Annotated in this window: 17 protein-coding genes and 2 tRNA genes; 6 read left to right on the forward strand and 13 right to left on the reverse strand. The window is 71.3% G+C overall.

Going from position 1 to position 19,136, the window contains the following annotated elements:
- Positions 1-21 precede the first annotated feature (21 nt).
- Entirely contained in the window at positions 22-633 is a 612-nt protein-coding gene (locus AB0912_RS05200) for a TetR/AcrR family transcriptional regulator (protein WP_366696578.1), read from the reverse strand.
- Positions 634-947: 314 nt separating this feature from the next.
- On the opposite strand from AB0912_RS05200, the gene hisN reads away from it, so the two are divergent.
- The 3 genes from hisN (at position 948) to AB0912_RS05215 (ending at position 2,949) form a co-directional block, all read left to right on the forward strand.
- A complete protein-coding gene (hisN, locus tag AB0912_RS05205) occupies positions 948-1,748 on the forward strand; it encodes a histidinol-phosphatase (RefSeq protein WP_366696579.1) in 801 nt (266 codons plus the stop codon).
- Between the two features lie 242 nt (positions 1,749-1,990).
- Positions 1,991-2,383: a CBS domain-containing protein gene (locus AB0912_RS05210; RefSeq protein WP_366696580.1), complete on the forward strand. Its 393-nt coding sequence runs from the start codon at positions 1,991-1,993 to the stop codon at positions 2,381-2,383.
- A 149-nt stretch (positions 2,384-2,532) separates the two neighbouring features.
- The gene (locus tag AB0912_RS05215) at positions 2,533-2,949 is read left to right on the forward strand and encodes a Fur family transcriptional regulator (RefSeq protein ID WP_366696581.1); all 417 of its coding nucleotides are present in this window, start codon (positions 2,533-2,535) and stop codon (positions 2,947-2,949) included.
- Between the two features lie 129 nt (positions 2,950-3,078).
- Here AB0912_RS05215 and AB0912_RS05220 read toward each other — a convergent pair.
- The 4 genes from AB0912_RS05220 to AB0912_RS05235 form a co-directional block, all read right to left on the reverse strand.
- Positions 3,079-3,152: transfer RNA gene (locus tag AB0912_RS05220), tRNA-Met, on the reverse strand.
- A gap of 105 nt (positions 3,153-3,257) precedes the next feature.
- Positions 3,258-5,126 (reverse strand): tetratricopeptide repeat protein, encoded by a 1,869-nt coding sequence (locus tag AB0912_RS05225; RefSeq protein ID WP_366696582.1) that lies wholly within the window; start codon positions 5,124-5,126, stop codon positions 3,258-3,260.
- Positions 5,127-5,354: 228 nt separating this feature from the next.
- A tRNA-Met gene (locus tag AB0912_RS05230) sits at positions 5,355-5,428 on the reverse strand.
- A 52-nt stretch (positions 5,429-5,480) separates the two neighbouring features.
- Positions 5,481-8,480, reverse strand: coding sequence for a UPF0182 family protein (locus AB0912_RS05235; RefSeq protein ID WP_366696815.1), 3,000 nt, complete (start codon positions 8,478-8,480; stop codon positions 5,481-5,483).
- Between the two features lie 163 nt (positions 8,481-8,643).
- On the opposite strand from AB0912_RS05235, the gene AB0912_RS05240 reads away from it, so the two are divergent.
- A complete protein-coding gene (locus tag AB0912_RS05240) occupies positions 8,644-9,186 on the forward strand; it encodes a PPA1309 family protein (RefSeq protein ID WP_366696583.1) in 543 nt (180 codons plus the stop codon).
- 108 nt (positions 9,187-9,294) lie between these two features.
- Here the strand turns inward: AB0912_RS05240 and AB0912_RS05245 are convergent, their stop codons facing one another.
- The 4 genes from AB0912_RS05245 to AB0912_RS05260 form a co-directional block, all read right to left on the reverse strand.
- Positions 9,295-10,392 carry a PDZ domain-containing protein gene (locus AB0912_RS05245; protein WP_366696584.1) on the reverse strand — a complete coding sequence of 366 codons (1,098 nt, stop codon included), beginning with the start codon at positions 10,390-10,392 and terminating at the stop codon, positions 9,295-9,297.
- A 174-nt stretch (positions 10,393-10,566) separates the two neighbouring features.
- Complete coding sequence (locus AB0912_RS05250; RefSeq protein ID WP_366696585.1) at positions 10,567-10,770, reverse strand: hypothetical protein; 204 nt, start codon at positions 10,768-10,770, stop codon at positions 10,567-10,569.
- 151 nt (positions 10,771-10,921) lie between these two features.
- Positions 10,922-11,383: a molybdenum cofactor biosynthesis protein MoaE gene (locus AB0912_RS05255; protein WP_366696586.1), complete on the reverse strand. Its 462-nt coding sequence runs from the start codon at positions 11,381-11,383 to the stop codon at positions 10,922-10,924.
- Between the two features lie 413 nt (positions 11,384-11,796).
- Positions 11,797-12,912, reverse strand: coding sequence for an SDR family oxidoreductase (locus AB0912_RS05260; RefSeq protein WP_366696587.1), 1,116 nt, complete (start codon positions 12,910-12,912; stop codon positions 11,797-11,799).
- 190 nt (positions 12,913-13,102) lie between these two features.
- On the opposite strand from AB0912_RS05260, the gene AB0912_RS05265 reads away from it, so the two are divergent.
- Complete coding sequence (locus AB0912_RS05265) at positions 13,103-14,554, forward strand: zinc-dependent metalloprotease (protein WP_366696588.1); 1,452 nt, start codon at positions 13,103-13,105, stop codon at positions 14,552-14,554.
- Positions 14,551-15,072 (forward strand): NUDIX hydrolase, encoded by a 522-nt coding sequence (locus tag AB0912_RS05270; protein WP_366696589.1) that lies wholly within the window; start codon positions 14,551-14,553, stop codon positions 15,070-15,072. Before AB0912_RS05265 ends, AB0912_RS05270 begins: the two co-directional genes overlap by 4 nt.
- An 87-nt stretch (positions 15,073-15,159) precedes the next feature.
- Here AB0912_RS05270 and AB0912_RS05275 read toward each other — a convergent pair whose 3' ends face one another.
- From AB0912_RS05275 to AB0912_RS05290, 4 genes are all read right to left on the reverse strand, one after another.
- Positions 15,160-15,915, reverse strand: a complete 756-nt coding sequence (locus AB0912_RS05275; RefSeq protein ID WP_366696590.1) for an AIM24 family protein — start codon at positions 15,913-15,915, stop codon at positions 15,160-15,162.
- A gap of 16 nt (positions 15,916-15,931) precedes the next feature.
- Positions 15,932-16,612 carry an AIM24 family protein gene (locus tag AB0912_RS05280; protein ID WP_366696591.1) on the reverse strand — a complete coding sequence of 227 codons (681 nt, stop codon included), beginning with the start codon at positions 16,610-16,612 and terminating at the stop codon, positions 15,932-15,934.
- 11 nt (positions 16,613-16,623) lie between these two features.
- Entirely contained in the window at positions 16,624-18,291 is a 1,668-nt protein-coding gene (locus tag AB0912_RS05285) for a TerD family protein (RefSeq protein WP_366696592.1), read from the reverse strand.
- A 149-nt stretch (positions 18,292-18,440) separates the two neighbouring features.
- On the reverse strand, positions 18,441-19,037 hold the full coding sequence (locus tag AB0912_RS05290) for a M48 family metallopeptidase (RefSeq protein ID WP_366696593.1): 597 nt from the start codon (positions 19,035-19,037) through the stop codon (positions 18,441-18,443).
- Between the last annotated feature and the right edge of the window lie 99 nt (positions 19,038-19,136).

The following is a 19,136-nucleotide window of genomic DNA, read 5'->3' on the forward strand; positions in this document are numbered from 1 at the left end:
GGGGCGGGGTCCCGGGGGTGCTCAGACCCCGTAGCCCCGGGGCGGCGGCACCAGCGCGGCCCGCACCAGTTCCGTGGTCGCGCCCTCGGCGGGCGGCGCGACGACGCACGACAGCCCGAGCCGGACGACGAGTTCGCACGACCGCGTGACCTCGGGAGCGTCCGCCCGGGAGACGGCGAGGGTGGCGACGGCCCGGTCCCTGACCAGCGCCACGAAGTCCGCGGGCGAGGGCAGCGGCCCGTCGGCCCGCCGCTGCGCGGGCACCGCGGACGAGGACGGTACGGCGGACAGGCCGGGCGAGGGCAGCCGCTCTCCCCAGCAGCCGGTCAGCATCGCCCGCACCAGCGCGTTGCCGCGCGCCGCCGACGCCGTCCACTCGACGGCCGCGACCAGCCGGTCCCGGGCGTCCGTGTGCGCGGCGAGCGCCCGGTCGACCCCGGCGAGATAGGCGTCGGCCTCCCGTCGTACGAGGGCGCGCGCGAGGCCGTCCTTGCTGCCGAACTCGTTGTAGAGCGTCTGGCGGGACACCCCGGCCACCGCGGCCACGTCGACCATCCGCACCGCCGACCACGCTCTGCGCGCCAGCGCCGTATAGGCGGCGTCCAAGAGGGATTCTCGCGCTGCGGGCATCATCGCCTCCCTGGGGCGAGCGACTCTGCAGCCAGATTTGACGCGCGTGGAAGCACTGTCAAGGGTCCGCGGCGCACGGCGCGCTCGGCGCGCTCGGGGAGAGGCGGACGCGGGTCGGCTCGGACGCCGGGTCGGGCGCCGGGTCGGCAGCTCGGGCGCCGGGTCGGCGGCTCGGGGGGGGGCGGTGTCTTCGGCGACTCCGGTGACCCGGGTGATCCGGTCGGCTCCGGTGATCCCGGGGTCTCCGGCCGGGGGGGAGGCGATCACCCTTCGGTCCCCTGTAGCCCCGTACGGACGCGGGCAGATACGGTTCGGTCATGCCCGACTATCTCGATGACCTGCGGCTCGCCCATGTCCTCGCGGACGCCGCCGACGCCGCGACGATGGACCGGTTCAAGGCGCTCGACCTGAAGGTGGAGACCAAGCCGGACATGACGCCGGTGAGCGAGGCGGACAAGGCGGCCGAGGAGATCATCCGCGGTCATCTCCAGCGGGCCAGGCCGCGCGACGCGATCCTCGGCGAGGAGTACGGCGTCGAGGGCACGGGACCACGCCGCTGGGTCGTCGACCCGATCGACGGCACCAAGAACTACGTCCGCGGCGTCCCCGTCTGGGCGACGCTGATCTCCCTGATGGAGGCGGGCGAGGGCGGCTACCAGCCGGTCGTCGGCGTCGTCTCCGCCCCCGCGCTGGGCCGCCGCTGGTGGGCGGCGAAGGGCCACGGCGCGTTCACCGGCCGCAGCCTGTCCTCCGCGAGCCGGCTCCGGGTCTCCAGCGTGTCCCGCATGTCCGACGCGTCGTTCGCGTACTCCTCGCTGACCGGCTGGGAGGACCAGGGCCGTCTGGACGGTTTCCTCGACCTGACGAAGGCGGTCTGGCGCACGCGCGGCTACGGCGACTTCTGGCCGTACATGATGGTCGCCGAGGGCGCCGTGGACATCTGCGCCGAACCCGAGCTGTCCCTCTGGGACATGGCGGCGAACGCGATCGTGGTGACCGAGGCCGGGGGCTCCTTCACCGGACTCGACGGCCGCCCCGGCCCGCACAGCGGCAACGCGGCGGCCTCCAACGGCATCCTGCACGACGAGATGCTCGGGTACCTCAACCAGCGCTACTGAGCACTCCGAGCACGTAGGCACCGCGAGCACGCCGCGCACGCCGAGCACTCCTCGGGCGCCCCCGCATTCACCGCACGCGCCCTCTTGTTGACTTTCCCTTTAACTGCGACGCTGAGAGTTCCCCCACTTGTGAACTTGTGAACCGTTTCTCCATCGCTTCTCGAGCGCTTCTCCGGCACTTCACCGGGAGGCCGGCAAGTGACCGGGAGACCGGCGGTTCACCGAGGAGGTGGCTCCAGCCCATGCTCGTCCGCGACGCCATGAGCACGGTGGTCCTCACCATCGGCCCGACACACACCCTTCGCCAGGCGGCCCGACTGATGTCGGCGCGCCACGTCGGGGCGGCGGTGGTCCTCGACGAGGACTCCTCCGGCCTCGGCATCCTCACCGAGCGCGACATCCTCAACTCGCTCGCCCTGGGCCAGAACCCCGACGCCGAGACCGCCGGCACCCACACCACCACCGACGTCGTCTTCGCCGCCGCCGGCTGGACCCTGGAGGAGGCCGCGTCCGCGATGGCGCACGGCGGCTTCCGGCACCTGATCGTGCTCGACGGGAGCGGCCCGGTCGGGATCGTCTCGGTCCGCGACATCATCCGCTGCTGGGCCCCGACCCGCCAGCAGGTCCCCGCCTGACCGCGTACGGCTCGCGCGGCGCGTACGGCACTCCCGGCGCGTACGGCACGCGAGGCACCCGCTGCGACTTAGACATGATCCAAGTCCAGCCCGCTTCCAAAGTCACACGCGTTCGGGATCTGGTGCGCCCTGCTGTTACGCTGATCTGTATGAGTGACCTGTTGGAACGACTGCGCGGACGCGGCTGGCGTATGACATCGCAGCGACGTGTCGTGGCCGAGGTGCTCGACGGCGATCACGTCCACCTGACGGCCGACGAAGTGCACGCCCGGGCCGTGGCGAAGCTGCCCGAGATCTCCCGGGCGACCGTCTACAACACGCTGGGCGAGCTGGTCTCGCTGGGCGAGGTGCTGGAGGTCGCCACCGACAAGCGCGCCAAGCGGTACGACCCGAACGCGCACCGGCCGCACCACCACCTGGTGTGCGCCCAGTGCGGCGCGATCCGTGACGTCCACCCCGGCGGCGACCCGCTCGGCGACCTCCCCGACTCCGAGCGCTTCGGCTTCACGGTGTCGGGCGTCGAGATGACGTACCGCGGCGTCTGCCCGAACTGCGCGGCGGCGTAGCGAAGTTCCATGGGAAAGCCCCGGCACACGTACTGTGCCGGGGCTTTTCGCGGACAAGACCATGCCCCCTCACGACGGGGGAAACACCGAGGGCCGGAACCCTTTCGGATTCCGGCCCTCGGCCTTCAGTAGCGGGGACAGGATTTGAACCTGCGACCTCTGGGTTATGAGCCCAGCGAGCTACCGAGCTGCTCCACCCCGCGTCGATGAACTGAACAGTACGTCACGGTTGCGGACCAGCGCAAATCAGTTGTCCGGCGAGCGCACGCCGGCCCCCTCGGCAGAGCAGCGCCCCCATGGGCGCCCCCTCACGCGGACAGTTCCTCCCGCAGCGCGTCCCTCAGGCGGGCCGCCCGTTCGGCGACCTCCGTCGGGCCCAGGGTCACCGCGCGGTCGGCCCAGCGTTTGCCCTCCGCCAGTTCGCCGCGGCGGGCGTACACGAGGGCCAGCCGGAGTGCCGCCCGGCCGTGGCCCGCGTCGGCCGCCCGGGTCCACCAGAACGCCGCCTCCGGCTCGCTCCCCTCGCGGGCCAGCAGCAGCCCGAGGTTGAAGGCGCCGTTACGCGAACCGGCCTCGGCGGCCTCCCGGTACCAGCGGGCCGCCTCCACCACGTCACCGCGCGCCGCGGCCAGCATCCCGACCCGCACCTGCGCGCGCCGGTGCCCCTGGGAGGCCGCCCGCTCGTACCACTCCTCGCACTCGCTCTTCTCCTGCGCGGGCTCGCCGAGTTCGTGCTCGGGCGCGGGCGGTCGGCGGGCGTCGAGCACGGCGGCGAGCCGGTAGGCCGCCTCCGCGCTGCCCCCGCCCGCCGCGCAGCGCAGATGCCGCTCGGCGGCACGCTCGTCACCCTCGCGCAGGCGGGCGATGGCGACCTGGAGCGCGGCCTCGGTGTGCCCGGCCGCGGCGGCCCGCTCGTACCACCGCAGGGCGGCGGCGTCGTCGCTGTCGGTCGCGCGCCCGGCGTGCAGGATGCCGAGATTGAACGCGGCGTCCACGCTGCCGGCCTCCGCGGCCTTGGAGAACCAGGGTTCGGCCCCGGCCGCGTCCCCGACCTGGAGCAGCAGGATCGCCAGCGCGTTCGCGGCCTCGCGGTGACCGGCGTAGGCGGCCCGCCGGTACCACTGCTCCGCCTGCGCGGTCCGCCCCTGCTCCGCGCAGAGCAGCCCCAGGTTGTACGCGCCGTTCACGTCACCCGCGTCCATCGCCGCGCGGTACCACCGCTCGGCGGTCTGCGTCTCGCCGCGCTCGGCGTGCAGCGCGCCCAGCGCGTTCGCCGCGTTCCCGTCGCCGTCCTGGGCGGCCCGCAGCCACCAGACCGCGGCGCTCTCGGTGTCCCCGGCGTCGCGCAGCAGGAAGCCGAGGGCGCAGGCGGCCCGCGCCTCGCCGTCCTTCGCGGACGTCAGATACCAGCGCCCGGCCTCCTTGAGGTGCCCGCGCTTCTCCAGGATGGCGCCGAGATGCAGCGCGGCCCGCCGGTGACCGCGCGCGGCGGCCTGCCGGTACCACTGCTCGGCGTCCTCGCCCGCCGCGCCGATGACACCGTTGTCGCCCACGGCCTGGCCCGTGTCGAGGGCCTTGCGGTCGAGCGCGCGCGCCAGCCGGTAGGCGGCCTCGCGGTGTCCGCGCTCGGCGGCGGAGCGCATCCACTGCTCGGCGCCCACATCACCTCGGTGCTCCAGGAGGTCGGCGAGCGCGTACGCCCCGAGGGCGTGGCCCTGTTCGGCGGACTGGCGCAGCCAGTACTCGGCGGCCGGCTCGTCACCGCGCTCGCGGTGGTGCCGGCCGAGCGCGTGCGCCGCGGCGGCACTGCCCGCGACGGCGGCGATCCGCCACCAGCCGGCGGCCTCGTCGGCGTACCCGCGCTGGTGCAGGAGGACACCCAGGTTGTTGGCCGCCGCCCGGTCGCCCGCGGCGGTGGCGGCACGCAGATGCGGCTCGGCCGCGTCGAGATCGCCCCGGCGCAGCAGCATCGCGCCGAGGACGCTCATCGCCTCGACGTCGCCGGCCTCGGCCGCCGACCAGTGGCGTGCCTCCTCGGCGGCCTCCCCGGTTTCGTCCCGGTCCGAAGGCTGCGTGAGATCGGCAGGCTGCTCAAAGTCGGCAGGCTGCTCAAAGTCGGCAGGCTGCGCAAACCGCCCTGTATCCAACAGAGTTGCCTTGTCCCCCATAACGTCCATCGTCGCACCACCTGCAACCTGGGTACACCTGGTATACCGCAGCCAGTGAGGTCACTTCAGCGTTTTGTCGACATGGCCACAGAGAGACAAGTGAAACACAGATCCCCCAACTCCCCACGTATGGCGCGGGACTTCCTCGGAGTCGCCAGGTCACCGGCCCGCCCCGGCGTGGCGTCACACACGCCGAAGGCCCGGATCCATGAACTGGATCCGGGCCTTCGACTTCAGTAGCGGGGACAGGATTTGAACCTGCGACCTCTGGGTTATGAGCCCAGCGAGCTACCGAGCTGCTCCACCCCGCGCCGTTGTTCTGCAACCGTACCACGGCGCGGAGTGGGCCCCTGACCAGCTACTTCAGGAACTCTTGTCGCTGCTCGGACTGCTACTGGGACTGCTACTGGGGCTGCCCGGGCTACTGCTCGAACTGCCCTTCTTTTCACCGCTCTTGTCGTTGCCCTTGTCACCGCCCTTGTCGGCGCCCGAGCCGCCACTACCGGCCTTGTCCGCCTTGTCCTGGGCGTCCTCGGCCCGCTTCAGGGCGTCCTGGAGATCCTTCTGCGCCTGGCCGTACGCCTGCCAGTCGCCCTTCTTGAGGGCTTCCTGGCCCTGGTCGAAGGCCTTCTGGGCGTCTTCGAGCGCGGACTGGACCGTCGGGTCACTGGACGTCGGCGGCGGCTGGGTGGTCTCGTCCGGTGGCGGCTCGGTCGAACTCTCCGCCCCGAAGACCTTGTTGAGCGCCTGGCTGAGCGTGTTCTCGAAGGCCGTGCTGCCGCCGTAGGTCACAAGGACCTTGCGCAGCAACGGGTACTTGAGGTCCCCGCCGCGCACGTACACCGGTTCCACGTACAGCAGTCCGCCGTCGAGCGGCACCGTCAGCAGGTTGCCGTACTCGACCTCCGAGTCGCCGCCTCTGAGGAGCCTGATGGACTCGGCGATCGACGGCTCGGAGTTGAACTGGCTCTGCACCCGTTTGGGGCCGTCGACGGTTCTGCCGGTCGGCAGTTTGAGAATGTTGATCTTGCCGTAACCGGGTGTCCCCGCCTCGGCGTTGACCGAGACGAACGCGCTCAGGTTGTCCCGGCCGTTCGGTGTCATCGTCGTGGTGAGCGAGAACGCCTGTGACGTCTCCCCGGGCAGCTTCATGCTCAGGTAGTACGGCGGCACCGCGCTGCCCGACTTGTTCGTCGGGTCCTCCGGGACCTGCCACACCTCGCTGCCGCTGAGGAACGTCTGCGCGTCCTTCACGTGGTAGCGGGTGAGCAGCTCACGCTGCACCTTGAACAGGTCCTGGGGATACCGGAGATGGGCCATCAGGTCCGGCGAGATCGACTGCTTCGACTTCACCGTGTTCGGGAAGGCCTTCATCCAGGTCTTCAGGACCGGGTCCTTGGTGTCCCACTGGTAGAGCTTGACCTCGCCGGTGTACGCGTCGACGGTCGCCTTCACCGAGTTGCGGATGTAGTTGACCTGGTTCTGCTGGGCCACCACCGCCCGCTGGTTGTTGGCCGCCGTCAGCGAGTCCGCCGTGGTGTCGCCGAGGGTGGTGCGGGACGCGTACGGATAGCCGTTGGTCGTGGTGTACGCGTCGACGATCCACTGGATCCGGTGGTTGACGACCGCCGGGTAGGCGTCGCCGTCGATGGTCAGCCAGGGGGCCACCGACTCGACGCGCTCCTTGGGCGTGCGGTTGTACAGGATCCGGGAACCCTCGCCGATCGCGCCCGAGTAGAGGATCTGCGGCTCGCCGAACGCCACCGCGTACGCGGCGCGGTTGACCGGGCTGGAGAGGCTGACGCCGCTCTTGCCCTTGTAGCTCGTGGTCCGCTCACCGCTGTCGTCGGAGTAGTCGATCTCCTTCTGGGGACCGCCGACGATCGAGTACTGGGTGGTCTTCTCGCCGTAGTAGATCTGCTGCTGGTACTCGCCGAGGTCGCCCCGGGACGGCAGGTCGTACTCGGTGAAGACCGGGCGGCCCTCGCTGTCGGCCGAGGTGCCCTTGGCCGCGACGGCGCCGTATCCGTGCGTGTAACGGAAGTGGTCGTTGATCCAGTTGTTCTTCGGGATGCCCGCCAGGTTCAGCTCGCGCAGGCCGATGACGGTGTCCTGGTCCTTGCCGTCCTTGCTGTACCGGTCGACGTCCAGGTTCGACGGGAAGCCGTAGTAGTTCCGCACCTGCTGGAGCTGCTGGAAGGTGGGCGACACGACGTTCGGGTCCATGAGGCGGATGCTCGCCGCCGTGTCGGCGTCGTCCCGGAGCTTGGTCTTGTCCTTGGTGTCGCTCGCCCCCGGGTAGTCCTTCACGTCGGTGCCGTCGATCCCGTACGCCTCGCGGGTCGCCTTGAGGTTCTTCTCGACGTACGGCGCTTCCTTGGCCTGCTCGTTCGGCTGGACCTGGAACTTCTGCACGATCGCCGGATACAGCCCGCCGATGAGGATCGCCGACAGCACCATCAGGCCGAAGCCGATGACGGGGAGCTGCCAGGTGCGCCGCCACAGCGTGGCGAAGAAGAGCAGGGCGCAGATGACGGCGATGCAGAACAGGATCGTCTTCGCCGGCAGATAGGCGTTCGCGTCGACGTAGCGCAAACCCGTCCAGTTGCCCGTCGCCTTGAAGTCACTGGACTTCACCGCGAGGCCGTACCGGTCGAGCCAGTAGGCGACCGCCTTCAGCGCCACGAAGATGCCGAGGAGCACCGAGAGATGACCGGTGGCCGCCGCCGTGGCGCGCGCTCCCGGGCTGGTGACCCGCAGGCCGCCGTACAGGTAGTGCGTGAGCGCGGCGGCGATCAGGGACAGCACGGCGGCGGCGAAGCCGAAGCCGAGCAGGAACCGGTACCAGGGCAGGTCGAAGGCGTAGAACGAGACGTCGAGGTGGAACTGGGGGTCCTTCTGGTGGAAGGGCACTCCGTTCACCCACATGAGCCATGTGCGCCACTGGCCCGAGGCGGACGCGCCGGCGATCAGTCCCACCAGGGAGACGATGCCGACGAGCAGCCACCGCTTGTAGGGCGCGATGCCCATGCGGTACCGGTCGAGGCTCTGCTGCTCCATCGACATGGCGCTCAGCGGCGGACGCAGCCGGTGCGCGAGCCAGATGTTGACACCGACCGCGGCCGCCATCAGCAGGCCGAAGACGAAGAAGAGCCCGATCTTGGTCCACAGGGTGGTGGTGAAGACCGACGAGTAGTGAACCGACCTGTACCAGAGCCAGTCCGTCCAGAACCCGGCGAACATGACGAACGCCATGGCCAGCACGGCCAGCACGCCCAGGGTCATGAGCAGGGTCCGGGCACGCCGGGACGGTCGGCCCACTCTGATCCGTGGCCCCGTCGGGCCTCCGCCGCGGTCCGGCATCTGGAAAGCCAAGGTGCGCACCTCGAAGTCGCTGTTGATCCGTCAGGCCCCCGAGTCGGAGAGCCGTCCGCAAGGCTCCGTGATCGAGGAGCCTCATCTATGCAACTTACTCACGCTTTACTCGGTTCCCGTTTCCGGGTACGAACGAGGCAGGATTGTGACCATGTCCAACACTCCCATGGCAGCGAGCCCCCTCACCCGGGCCGTACTCGAGATCGACGAGTACGCCTCCGGCCTCGGCTGGGACCAGCCCGCCCGCCTCTTCGCCCTCGTAGACACCGCACGGCTGCGGGCCCAGGAACCCGGGCTCGCCCGTCAGCTCGGCTTGGAGGACGAGCAGGCGACCACCGGTCTCACCCCCATCGAGCAGGAGGAGATCCCCGCCGGCAAGCCGCTGGACGAGTTCCTCGGCACCATCGCCTGGCCCGACGCGGTGGCCGGCTGCGCGCTCACCGTGGAGCGGCTGATGCTGCCGCCGTCCGCCGAGGCCTCCGTCCCGGAGGGGCTCAGCGGCAAGAAGCTCACCCAGTGGGTGGCCGCGCATCCGGACCGCCAGGAGGTCCGGATGACGGTCGGCGTGCTGCGGGACGGCACCCGCGACTCGGCCCTGCGGCTGCGTGAGAAGGACGCGTCGACGGAGGTCCTGACGGGCGCGGGCCTGGTGCCGGGCCTCGCTGACGCGCTGTCGGCGACGTTCGCGGACTGAGGCGCCGCGCGGACGGGTGTCCGTGCGGTGACGGTGTGAGAGGGGGCGCCCCGGAGTTCCGGGGCGCCCCCTCTCACGAGTGAACGGTGCCGTGCGGGTCGGCGGCGGTCAGCCCTTGGTGGTGCACTTCGGCAGGTCGGAGGTGCGGCCCGCGCTGATGTCCTTCAGGGCGTTCATCGCGTCGTCGATGGTGTCGACCTTGACCAGCGTGAGACCGCCCGGGGTGTCCTTGGCCGCGGCGGCGCAGTTGTCCTTCGGCGTCAGGAAGTACTGGGCGCCCTTGTCGCGCGCTCCGACGGTCTTCATCTCGATGCCGCCGATGGGGCCGACCTTGCCCGCGTCGTTGATGGTGCCGGTGCCCGCGACGAACTTGCCGCCGGTCAGGTTGCCCGGGGTGAGCTTGTCCACGATGCCGAGCGCGAACATCAGACCGGCGCTCGGTCCGCCGACGTCGGCGAGCTTGATGTCGATGGTGAAGGGGTACGTGTGGTCGGTCCCGGCGGAGATGCCGACGATGGCGCGGTCACTGCCCTTGTCGTCGGACGTGGTCGTGGTGATCGTCACGTCCTTGGTCACCGTCGCCGTCGTGTGCTCCTTGGCGGCGGCGGCCTGCTCCTTGGCGGGCACGATCGTGAACACGACCTTCTCACCGGGCTTGTGCTTGGTGACGAGCTTCGCGACGTCGTCGGGCGCCTTCACCGCGGTGCCGTCGACGGACTTGATGACGTCTCCGGCGTGCAGCCGTCCTTCGGCCGGGGAGCCCTTGAGGACAGTGGAGACGATCACCCAGGACTTCACCGGGATGTTCAGCACCTTGAGGGCGGCCACCTTGGCGCTCTCCTGGGACTCGCTGAATTCCTCGGCGTTCTCCTGGGTCGACTGCTCCTCGGTCTTGCCGTTCGGGTACAGCGTGTCGTGCGGCACGACCTTGTTGTCGTGCGCCAGCCAGCCGTAGACCGCCTCGACGAGGTTCATGTTGTAGTCGGCGCTGGTCACCCGGACCGTCGTCATGTTCAGGTGACCGGTCGTCGGGTACGTCTTGCGCCCGGAGATCTGCAGCACCGGCTCGCCGTCGTGATCCCCCAGGGTGTTCACCGTGGGCCCCGGTGACATCTCCGCGTAGGGCACTTTGATGAACACTCCCGCGCACAGGAGCGCGATCAGGATCAGAGTGGAGGCGAGCATCGTCGCGGTGCGGCGTGGCATGGAACGACAGTACGGGACGGTCCTGTCAGCGCACCGTCGGGGCCGTCCGTACGGGGGGCCGCCGGACTCCGTCAGCGGGCCGTACGGGGATGCTGCCGGACTCCGGCGGCGGACCCTACGGGGGTGCTGCCGGACTCCGGCAGCGGGTCCGTCCGCCAAGGCGGGCGGGGTGCCTCAGAGCACGTCGGAGGGTGCCTTCGCTACGGCGTCCGAGCGCTCCATGGCCTCACGCCGCTCCATGGCCTCCCGGAAGCGTGTGTATCCGGCCAGCTCTACGCCGTCTCCCGCGGCCTTGCGATTCCGGCCGGCCCAACTGCCCCACAGTCCGGCACCGATCGCGGCCAAAAACGGAATCAGCAACCAGGCAAGCGCCGCCATGTCGACCTCCCAACCCCATGAGCGACCGCAACTGACTGATCAGCAGATTAACCATCCGCAGGGTTAACGCTCACGGCAGGGCACCGGTTACGCAACCGGAGCCTCCGGCCCGCGGCCGGAGGGCGAGGGAAGGGCGACGAAGGGGGGCGGGTCAGCAGGCGCCGACCCATTCCTGCGATCCGTCGGTGAACGTCTGCTGCTTCCAGATCGGCACCTCGTGCTTGAGGTCGTCGATGAGCCGGCGGCAGGCCTCGAAGGCCTCGCTCCGGTGCGGGCACGCGACGGCGACGACGACCGCGAGGTCCCCGACCCGCAGATCACCCACCCGGTGGACGGCGGCCAGCGCCCGCACCGGGTAGTCGGCGACGACCTTCTCGGCGACCCGCCGCATCTCGGCCTCGGCGCTGGGGTGACCGGAGTACCCGAGGGCCGCCACGTCGGCTCCGCCGTCGTGGTTGCGCACCGTCCCCACGAAGAGCGCCGTCCCGCCGGCCGCGTCGTCCCCGACGGCCCGGAAGACCTCGTCCAGGGAGAGCGGCTCGTCGCGGACCGCCAGGAGCCGGATCGGATCCCGCGCGCCCAGCTCTCCGGGGTGGTCATAGGTAGGTGCCATGACTCCATCGTGCCGCACCCCGCCGACAAGCCGGAATAGACCTTTCACCCGGCACGCACGCGTGCCGCCTTGGAGCCTCCTACAGTCGGGCGCGCGGTACGGGCCGTCCGGGCGGGCGTTTCGGGCCGTCCGGGCGGGCGTTTCGGGCCGTGCGGGCGCGCGGTTCGGGCCGTCCGGGCGCGCGGTTCGGGCCGTCCGGGCGCGCGTTTCGGGCCGTGCGGGCATGCCGTACAAGCGGTCCGCGCACGCCGTACGAGCGGTCCGGCACGCGGCACAGACGAGTCCGGGCACGGCACGCCGGGTCAGGCACGGCCAGGCACGGCCAGGCACGGCCGCTCCGCCGTAGACCTCTCGGACCGCGACACGCCCGGCCGGTGATCCGCCGACCGCAGGGGGCCGCGACACGCCCGGGCTCAGATCCGGCGTCGTGCCTTCCGCGCGCGCCGGACGACCGCCGCCGCGCCGAGCAGGGCCACCGTCGCGCCCGCCGCACCCGCGGCGGTCGCGTCCTTGCGGCCCAGCCGGCGGCCGGCCACGGTGTGCCGTCCGGCGACCTCCTCCAGCAGCTCGGCGAGGACCTCTTCGTTGGTCCAGCGCGGACGCCACCCGGCGTCGTGCAGCCGGCTCCCGCTCACCACCCAGGGGTACATCGTGTAGGCCAGGTCGCCGGCGGGCGACGGGGTGAGGCCGATCCGGTGGAGCCGGGCGGCGGCGCCCAGCGCGACCGCGGACGGCAGCTCCATCCGCCGGATCCCGCTCAGCTCCTCCACCTCCTCCTGCTCCAGCCAGCCGTCGCAGCCGACGGCCAGCTCGCCCTCGACCTTCTCGACGACCGCGTACTCCAGGGCGCTGCACAGGTCCTCGACGTGGCAGAACTGCCAGGCGGGCCGGGAGCCCGCCACGACCAGCAGCCGCGGCGACTCGAAGTACCTGGTCAGCGCGGTGTCCGTGCCGCCGCCGACCAGCACGCCGGGCCGTACGACCGTCACGTTGAGACCGGGGTGGGCGCGGGGCGCGCGGCGGGCGAGCCGCTCGATCTCCAGGAGGTCGCCGACACCGGTGGCCTCGGCGGTCGCCCGGAGTTCCGCGTCCTCGGCGAGCGGCAGCTCGTTGTCGGGCAGCGCTCCGTAGACCATCGCCGACGTGCACAGGACGACCCGGTGGACACCGGCCGCGGCGGCGGCCGTCAGCACGGTCTGCGTCCCCCGGACGTTGTAAGCCGTGCGGGCCGCCGCGTCCGTCTCCAGGTCGAGGTCGAGGGCCAGGTGCACGACGACGTCCGCGCCGCGCAGCCGCTCGGCGATCGCCGGGTCCCGGACGTCGAGGATGTGCCACTGGGCGTCGGCGCACTCCCCGCGCCGCTCGTCGATGGCGATGACCTGCTTGATCTCCTCGCTGGCGGCCAGCCGCTCGGTGAGCAGCGCGCCCACACCCGCCGCGGCGCCGGTGACCGCGACGACGGGGCCGCGCGCGGCCGGACTGGTTGAGCGGTTTCGCGCTGCGCGAACCTGTGGATCTGGGGAACTCACCGGGCGTCTCCAGCGGTTGTCTTCAGTAATGGGCGCGGTTGACGCGCCCCTACCAGGTGGCATCCATCCTGCCGCAGGCGACGAGTCGGCGAAGCACCGAGGCCCGATCGGGTTCTGGTGTCTACGCTGGGTGGTGTTGTGGGCAGCCGCCGTCGGAACGCACCGGCGGCCTTACCAGCCGAGGAATCCCGTGAGTGACACCCCATTCGGATTCGGCCTTCCGCCGGAGGAGCCGGACAACGGCGACGAGGGCAAGAAGAAGGACCAGCAGGGCGGCGGTGGCCAGGGACCGTTCGGTTTCGGTCCCGGAGCCGGTGGTCCCGGAGCCGACAATCCCCTCGCAGCCATGTTCGGCTCGATGAACCCCAATGATCTCGGCGCGGCGTTCCAGCAGCTCGGCCAGATGCTCTCGTACGAGGGCGGCCCGGTGAACTGGGACATGGCCAAGCAGATCGCCCGCCAGACGGTCTCCCAGGGCACCTCTGACGGCACGAAGGACGAGAGCGTCGGCCCCGCCGAGCGGCTCGCCGTCGAGGAGGCGGTGCGGCTGGCCGACCTGTGGCTCGACGACGCGACGTCGCTTCCGTCCGGAGCCGGCTCGGCGCTGGCCTGGAGCCGCGCGGAGTGGGTCGAGGCGACCCTGCCGGTGTGGCGGGAGCTGGTCGATCCGGTCGCCGAGCGCGTCGGCGCGGCCATGGGCGATGTGCTGCCCGAGGAGATGCAGGCCATGGCGGGCCCGCTGATCGGCATGATGCGCTCGATGGGCGGCGCCATGTTCGGTACGCAGATCGGGCAGGCCGTGGGTGTCCTGGCGGGCGAGGTCGTCGGCTCCACCGACATCGGCCTGCCGCTCGCCCCGGCGGGCAAGGCCGCGCTCCTCCCGCTGAACATCGCCGCCTTCGGGAAGGACCTGAGCGTCCCGCTGGAGGAGGTGCGGCTCTACCTGGCGCTGCGCGAGGCCGCCCACCAGCGTCTCTTCGCCCACGTGCCGTGGCTGCGCTCGCACCTGTTCGGCGCGGTCGAGGGGTACGCGCGCGGGATCAAGGTCGACACCGCGAAGCTGGAGGACGTGGTCGGCCAGTTCGACCCGCAGAACCCGGAGGAGCTTCAGCAGGCGCTCCAGCAGGGCATGTTCCAGCCGGAGGACACGCCGGAGCAGAAGGCCGCGCTGGCCCGTCTGGAGACGGCGCTCGCGCTGGTCGAGGGCTGGGTCGACGCGGTCGTGCACGCGGCGGCCAAGCCGCGCCTGTCGTCGGCCGACGCGCTGCGTGAGACGCTGCGCCGCCGCCGCGCCACGGGCGGCCCCGCCGAGCAGACGTTCGCCACGCTGATCGGCCTGGAGCTGCGTCCGCGCCGGCTGCGGGACGCCTCGCGCCTGTGGGCCTCGCTCACCGACGCGCGCGGTGTGGACGGCCGGGACGGTCTGTGGGCCCACCCGGACATGCTGCCCACGGCGTCCGACCTGGACGACCCGGACGGCTTCGTGCACCGTGAGCAGCTCGACTTCTCCGAGCTGGACAAGATGCTCGGCGAGGCCGCGTCCGGCTCGGCCGGCGCCCCGGACCTGACGAAGGGCGGCAAGGGCTCCCCGGAGGCGGCCGACGCCAAGGACGACGACACGCCGGGTGACGGCACCGAGTGAGCCTGTACGACGACGCGGTCCTCGTGCTGAAGGGTTACGAGGACCAGGAAGAGCTGCGCCAGGGCTATCTGGCGCATCTGTCCGAGCACCCGGACGGCATGTGGAAGTCCTGCCAGGCCGGGCACATCACGGCGAGCGCCCTGGTGGTCGACCCCGAGCGGGGCCGGGTGCTGCTGACGCTGCACCGCAAGCTCCGGATGTGGCTGCAGATGGGCGGGCACTGCGAGCCGGGTGACCCGACGCTGGCCGCCGCCGCCCTGCGTGAGGCGACCGAGGAGTCCGGCATCCCGGGTCTGACGCTGGCGCCCGGCGGCCCGGTCAGGCTGGACCGGCACGCCATCCCGGCGCCGTGCCACTGGCATCTGGACGTCCAGTACGTCGCCGTAGCGCCGTCCGAGGCGGTCGAGGCCATCAGCGACGAGTCCCTTGACCTGCGCTGGTTCGCGTACGACGAGGTCCCCGAGGTGGCCGACGCGTCGGTCGTACGGCTCCTGGAGGCGGCCCGGGCCCGGCTGTGAACGATGTAAGGGGCGACCACTCCTGGTGGTCGCCCCTTACATCGCTCGCGTTCATCGTTCACGTTCCCGGCCCTGACCGGCGTCCGGTCAGCTCCAGGCGTTGCCCTGGTTCTGCGCGTGGGAACCGTGCTGGCCCATGCCGTACTGGGCGCGCAGTCCCTGGCCGATCGCCGCGTTCTGCGGCGGCAGCAGTTCACTGGGCTGGACGAGCGCGTACCCGTTGCCCATGAAGCTGAGTTCCCAGCCCTCACCGGTGTTGCCGCGGCGCCGCCACACGCCGGAGGAGTGCGTCTGGGCCTGCATCTGCACGCGCAGGCCGGTGGACCACGCCACGATCGCGTCGGCGTCGCAGTTCACGTACCGGTCCGGGGTGACGTGCATCATCAGGGGCGCGCCGGAGGTCATCAGCGCGACCTTGCCGCGGCCCGTGATGTTGAGCTGGTACTTGCCGGAGCCGGAGATGCCGTACTGGCTGTCCACGGCGATGACCTCGTGGTGCAGCGCGGAGTCCATCGCCAGCACGTAGCTGCTGTCGACGGTGAGGCCGTCGTGGTCCACGTCGACGACGTGCACGTGCTGGGCGAGGTTGGCGAAGTAGACCGTGCCCTGCCCGTGGCAGCGCATCAGGTCGAGGCCCTCACCGGTGTACGCCCGCGCACGGTGCTGGCTGCTGTTCTGGTACTCGGCGTCGAACTCGACGAGTCCCTGGTAGGCGACCATGGTGCCCTTGCGGGCGAGGATGTCGTCGTGTCCCTCCAGGACGACGCGCAGCATCTGCGGGTTCTGCAGGCTGTAGCGGTCCTGGGTCTGCTGGTCGTTGTAGCCGAAAATCGGGCTCTGCATGGTGTCCTGCTCCCCCTCAGCCCCGGACTCGGAGGCGGTCGGTGCTGTCCTCGCTGGGCTGGACGACGACGATGCCCGTCCCGGAGAACGCCATCTGGTAGGCCTCACCGCTGCCGCGGCCGATCAGCGACTGTGCCTTGAAGCTGCGCTTGCCCTTCACCTTGAGGTTCGGGGACCACGCGACGAGCGCGTCCGGGTCGACGTACGTCTCGTCCTCGCCGCCGCCGCAGTCGACGACGATGGGCTTGCCCCGGGAGGTCAGCGCGACCCAGCCCTGACCGGAGATCTTGGTGTTCCACAGACCTTGTCCGGCGAACTTGGCGAGCCCCTTCACCCGTTCGACGCCCCAGGTGAGGTGCGCGTCGAAGGCGAGGAGGTTGGTGGCGTTGACGGAGATCGCGTCGCCGTTGAGGTTGATGACGACGACGTCCGCCCCGTAGTCGGCCAGGTAGAGCAGGCCGTCGCCGGAGCACTTCATGAGGGGCGCGCCCTCGCCGGTGATCCAGTCGCGCGCGATCTGGCGTACGGCCGACGGGTTGGGCTCGTACTGGACGAACCCTTCGTAGGCGACCATCGAGCCCACGCGCGCGTAGAGGTCGCTTCCGCTCTGCATGGCGACCTTCAGCATGTGGTTGCCGTGGTTCTCCATGCGCGCGGTGACGGGTGCAGGGGCGAAGCCCGCGAGTGGCTGGTTCATGACGGGCTCCCTCAGACCTCGTACGGCTGGACGACGACGAAACTGCCGGGCGCGGCGCGGAACTGGAGGTTCACGCTCTCGCCGGTGTCGCCGGGGTAGGCGTTGCGGCGTGTCCGCACCTGGCTGGAGACGATCACCTGCGCGGCGGCCGACCAGGCGACGACGGCGTTGCAGTCGGCGAACGTCGTGGGGGTGACCGGCAGGACGACGGGCGCGCCGTGCGTCTTGACGACGATGGTGCCGGTCCCCTGGAACTGCATGGTGAACAGCGCGCCGCCGGGGATGCCGTGACCCTCGATGCGCCGGACCTCGTACTGGAGGGACTCGTCGAAGGCGAGGACGCTCTCCGCGGAGACGCAGATGGCGTCACCCTGGAGTTCGATCGGGTGTACGTGGGTGGCGTTCTCGGCGAAGAACACCTGGCCCTGGCCGGTGCAGCGCATGAGCTGCATCTCCTGGCCGGTCGCGTTGCCCACGAGCCGCCCGGCGAATCCGGCGCCCTTGTAGCTGAAGTCGACCTTGCCCTGGTAGAGCACCATGCTCCCCTGGCGGGCCAGGACGGGCTGGCCGCCGACGCCGAGGTCGACGCGGATGAGCTTCTTGTTCTGCGGGGTCCAGCGCTGCCCGGTCGGCGTCTCCTTGAAGACGCTGAGAGCGGCGGCGACACCGGCTCCGGCCTGCGGAGATCCCTGGGGAGCGCCGTAGGGGGAGGGTGCGCCGGGCTGCCCGGGGACCTGCCCGTACTGCGGCTGCCGGCCGTAGCCGGGGGATGCCGACGGGGGCTGCTGGCCGTACCCGGGAGGCACGGGAGGCGCCTGCTGGCCGTAACCGGGAGGTGCGGTCGGCGCCTGCTGGCCGTAACCAGGCGGCGGGCCGGGCGGACCGGGAGGGCCGGGGGGCTGCGCGTACGGGGCGGGGCCCGGCGGCGGGACCGGCGCGCCGCCCGGCGGGGTGTGCAGCGGCGCCACGATGGTCGGCGCGGCGTGCACGGAGGGCGTGGGAGCCGGGGCCGGCGGGGTGGTGCCGGGCGGCGGCGCGAATCCCTGCGCGGGAGCCGGGCCGGGCGCCGGGGCGCCGAAGGCCGGCGGGGCGAAGGACGGCGCGGCGCCCGGCTGCGGCTGCGGCTGGGCCGGGGGCGCGGCGGGCTCCTCCTCGGCGACCTCGCCGCCGAAGTTCTTCAGCAGCGCTTCGAGGCCGCCGTCGAAACCCTGCCCGACGGCGGCGAACCGCCAGACGTCCTTCAGGTAGAAGTCGCCCAGCATCACGGCGCGCTCGGTGGAGAACTCGGCGCCGCTGAACGCGTACCGGGCCACCTCCTCGCCGCCCGCGACGATCCGCAGGTAACCGGGGGCGATCTGCGACATCTGTCCGGCGCCGTCGATGGTCGCGGTGAACGACAGCTTCTGGATGTGGGCCGGAATCCGGTCGAGCGTCACGCGGAAGGACTCGGTGTCACCCGATTGGGCGCCGAGGAGCTGGATGGACTCCTCGGGGGACTTCGGCTGGTTGAAGAAGACGAAGTACCGGTCGTCGGACAGTTGCTCGTTGGCGTCGAGGCCGAAGCAACTGATGTCGAAGGTCAGCCCGGGACCGGTGATCTGCACACCCACGTACAGATCGGTGCCCGCGGTGAGGTCACTGATCTTGGCCTTGTGGCCGCGTTGGAATTCCCTGGCCATGCGTAACGACCGTCCCCCATCCCGAATACAAGTGCGTCGCGTCAGGCTAACGGCAAAATCCGGGACCGGGCTCAGCCGGTACAGACCCGGTACACAATCGCCTCCGCGCCGGGGCACGCCCCGGGCCACGGCGGCCGGGCGGGTACGCCCTACTCGTCGTTCGCGGCGGGCAGCCGGGGCAGCCGGTCGGCGGCGACCACGCCTTCGAGGTAGCCGCGCGCCCGCTCGGTCCGCGGATAGGCCTCCAGAAGGCGCCAGAAACGCGGGCCGTGACCGGGGACGAGCAGGTGGGCGAGTTCGTGCAGCAGGACGTAGTCGACGACGTACTCGGGCATGCCCTGGAGCCGGTGGGACAGCCGGATGCTGCCCTCGGAGGGGGTGCACGAGCCCCAGCGGGTGTTCTGGTTGGTGACCCAGCGGACGGACGACGGGCGTGCGCGGCCCTCGAAGTACTGGGCCGACAGCCGCTCGGCGCGTTCCGACAGCTCGGCGTCGCCGAGCACCCGTTTGCTCTCCTGGGCGGCCAGCTTGTCCAGCATGACGGTCACCCAGCGTTGTTCCTCCGCCTCGGACATCCGGGCGGGGATGAGCACGACGGTGCGATCGCCCTCGCGGTACGCGGAAACCGTTCTGCGCCGGCGGGCGCTCCTGCGGACCTCGATCGGGCTCGCCCCCGAACCGCTCGGCGGCGGGCTCGTCGTGCTGCGCTGTGGTTTTGCGGCGCGGTGCAGTGGGTCGGCGGGCACGCCCCGACGTTACCCGCTGGGCAGGGGGGAAGTCCCGTCCCCGGGACGGTTCGGTGCCGATCCGCGCCCCCGGCGTTTGATTTGTATGACGAACGATGC

The organism is Streptomyces sp. NPDC007084, assembly GCF_040703595.1.
Taxonomy (GTDB): domain Bacteria; phylum Actinomycetota; class Actinomycetes; order Streptomycetales; family Streptomycetaceae; genus Streptomyces.

Excerpts from the sequence above, each read along its gene's own strand:
- AB0912_RS05215 (WP_366696581.1), top strand. The coding sequence starts at position 2,533 with ATGAGTGACCTGTTGGAACGACTGCGCGGACGCGGCTGGCGTATGACA.
- AB0912_RS05285 (WP_366696592.1), bottom strand. The coding sequence starts at position 18,291 with ATGGCCAGGGAATTCCAACGCGGCCACAAGGCCAAGATCAGTGACCTC.
- AB0912_RS05210 (WP_366696580.1), top strand. The coding sequence starts at position 1,991 with ATGCTCGTCCGCGACGCCATGAGCACGGTGGTCCTCACCATCGGCCCG.
- AB0912_RS05245 (WP_366696584.1), bottom strand. The coding sequence starts at position 10,392 with ATGCCACGCCGCACCGCGACGATGCTCGCCTCCACTCTGATCCTGATC.
- AB0912_RS05250 (WP_366696585.1), bottom strand. The coding sequence starts at position 10,770 with ATGGCGGCGCTTGCCTGGTTGCTGATTCCGTTTTTGGCCGCGATCGGT.
- AB0912_RS05240 (WP_366696583.1), top strand. The coding sequence starts at position 8,644 with ATGTCCAACACTCCCATGGCAGCGAGCCCCCTCACCCGGGCCGTACTC.
- AB0912_RS05280 (WP_366696591.1), bottom strand. The coding sequence starts at position 16,612 with ATGAACCAGCCACTCGCGGGCTTCGCCCCTGCACCCGTCACCGCGCGC.
- hisN (WP_366696579.1), top strand. The coding sequence starts at position 948 with ATGCCCGACTATCTCGATGACCTGCGGCTCGCCCATGTCCTCGCGGAC.
- AB0912_RS05225 (WP_366696582.1), bottom strand. The coding sequence starts at position 5,126 with ATGGACGTTATGGGGGACAAGGCAACTCTGTTGGATACAGGGCGGTTT.
- AB0912_RS05275 (WP_366696590.1), bottom strand. The coding sequence starts at position 15,915 with ATGCAGAGCCCGATTTTCGGCTACAACGACCAGCAGACCCAGGACCGC.
- AB0912_RS05255 (WP_366696586.1), bottom strand. The coding sequence starts at position 11,383 with ATGGCACCTACCTATGACCACCCCGGAGAGCTGGGCGCGCGGGATCCG.
- AB0912_RS05235 (WP_366696815.1), bottom strand. The coding sequence starts at position 8,480 with ATGCCGGACCGCGGCGGAGGCCCGACGGGGCCACGGATCAGAGTGGGC.
- AB0912_RS05200 (WP_366696578.1), bottom strand. The coding sequence starts at position 633 with ATGATGCCCGCAGCGCGAGAATCCCTCTTGGACGCCGCCTATACGGCG.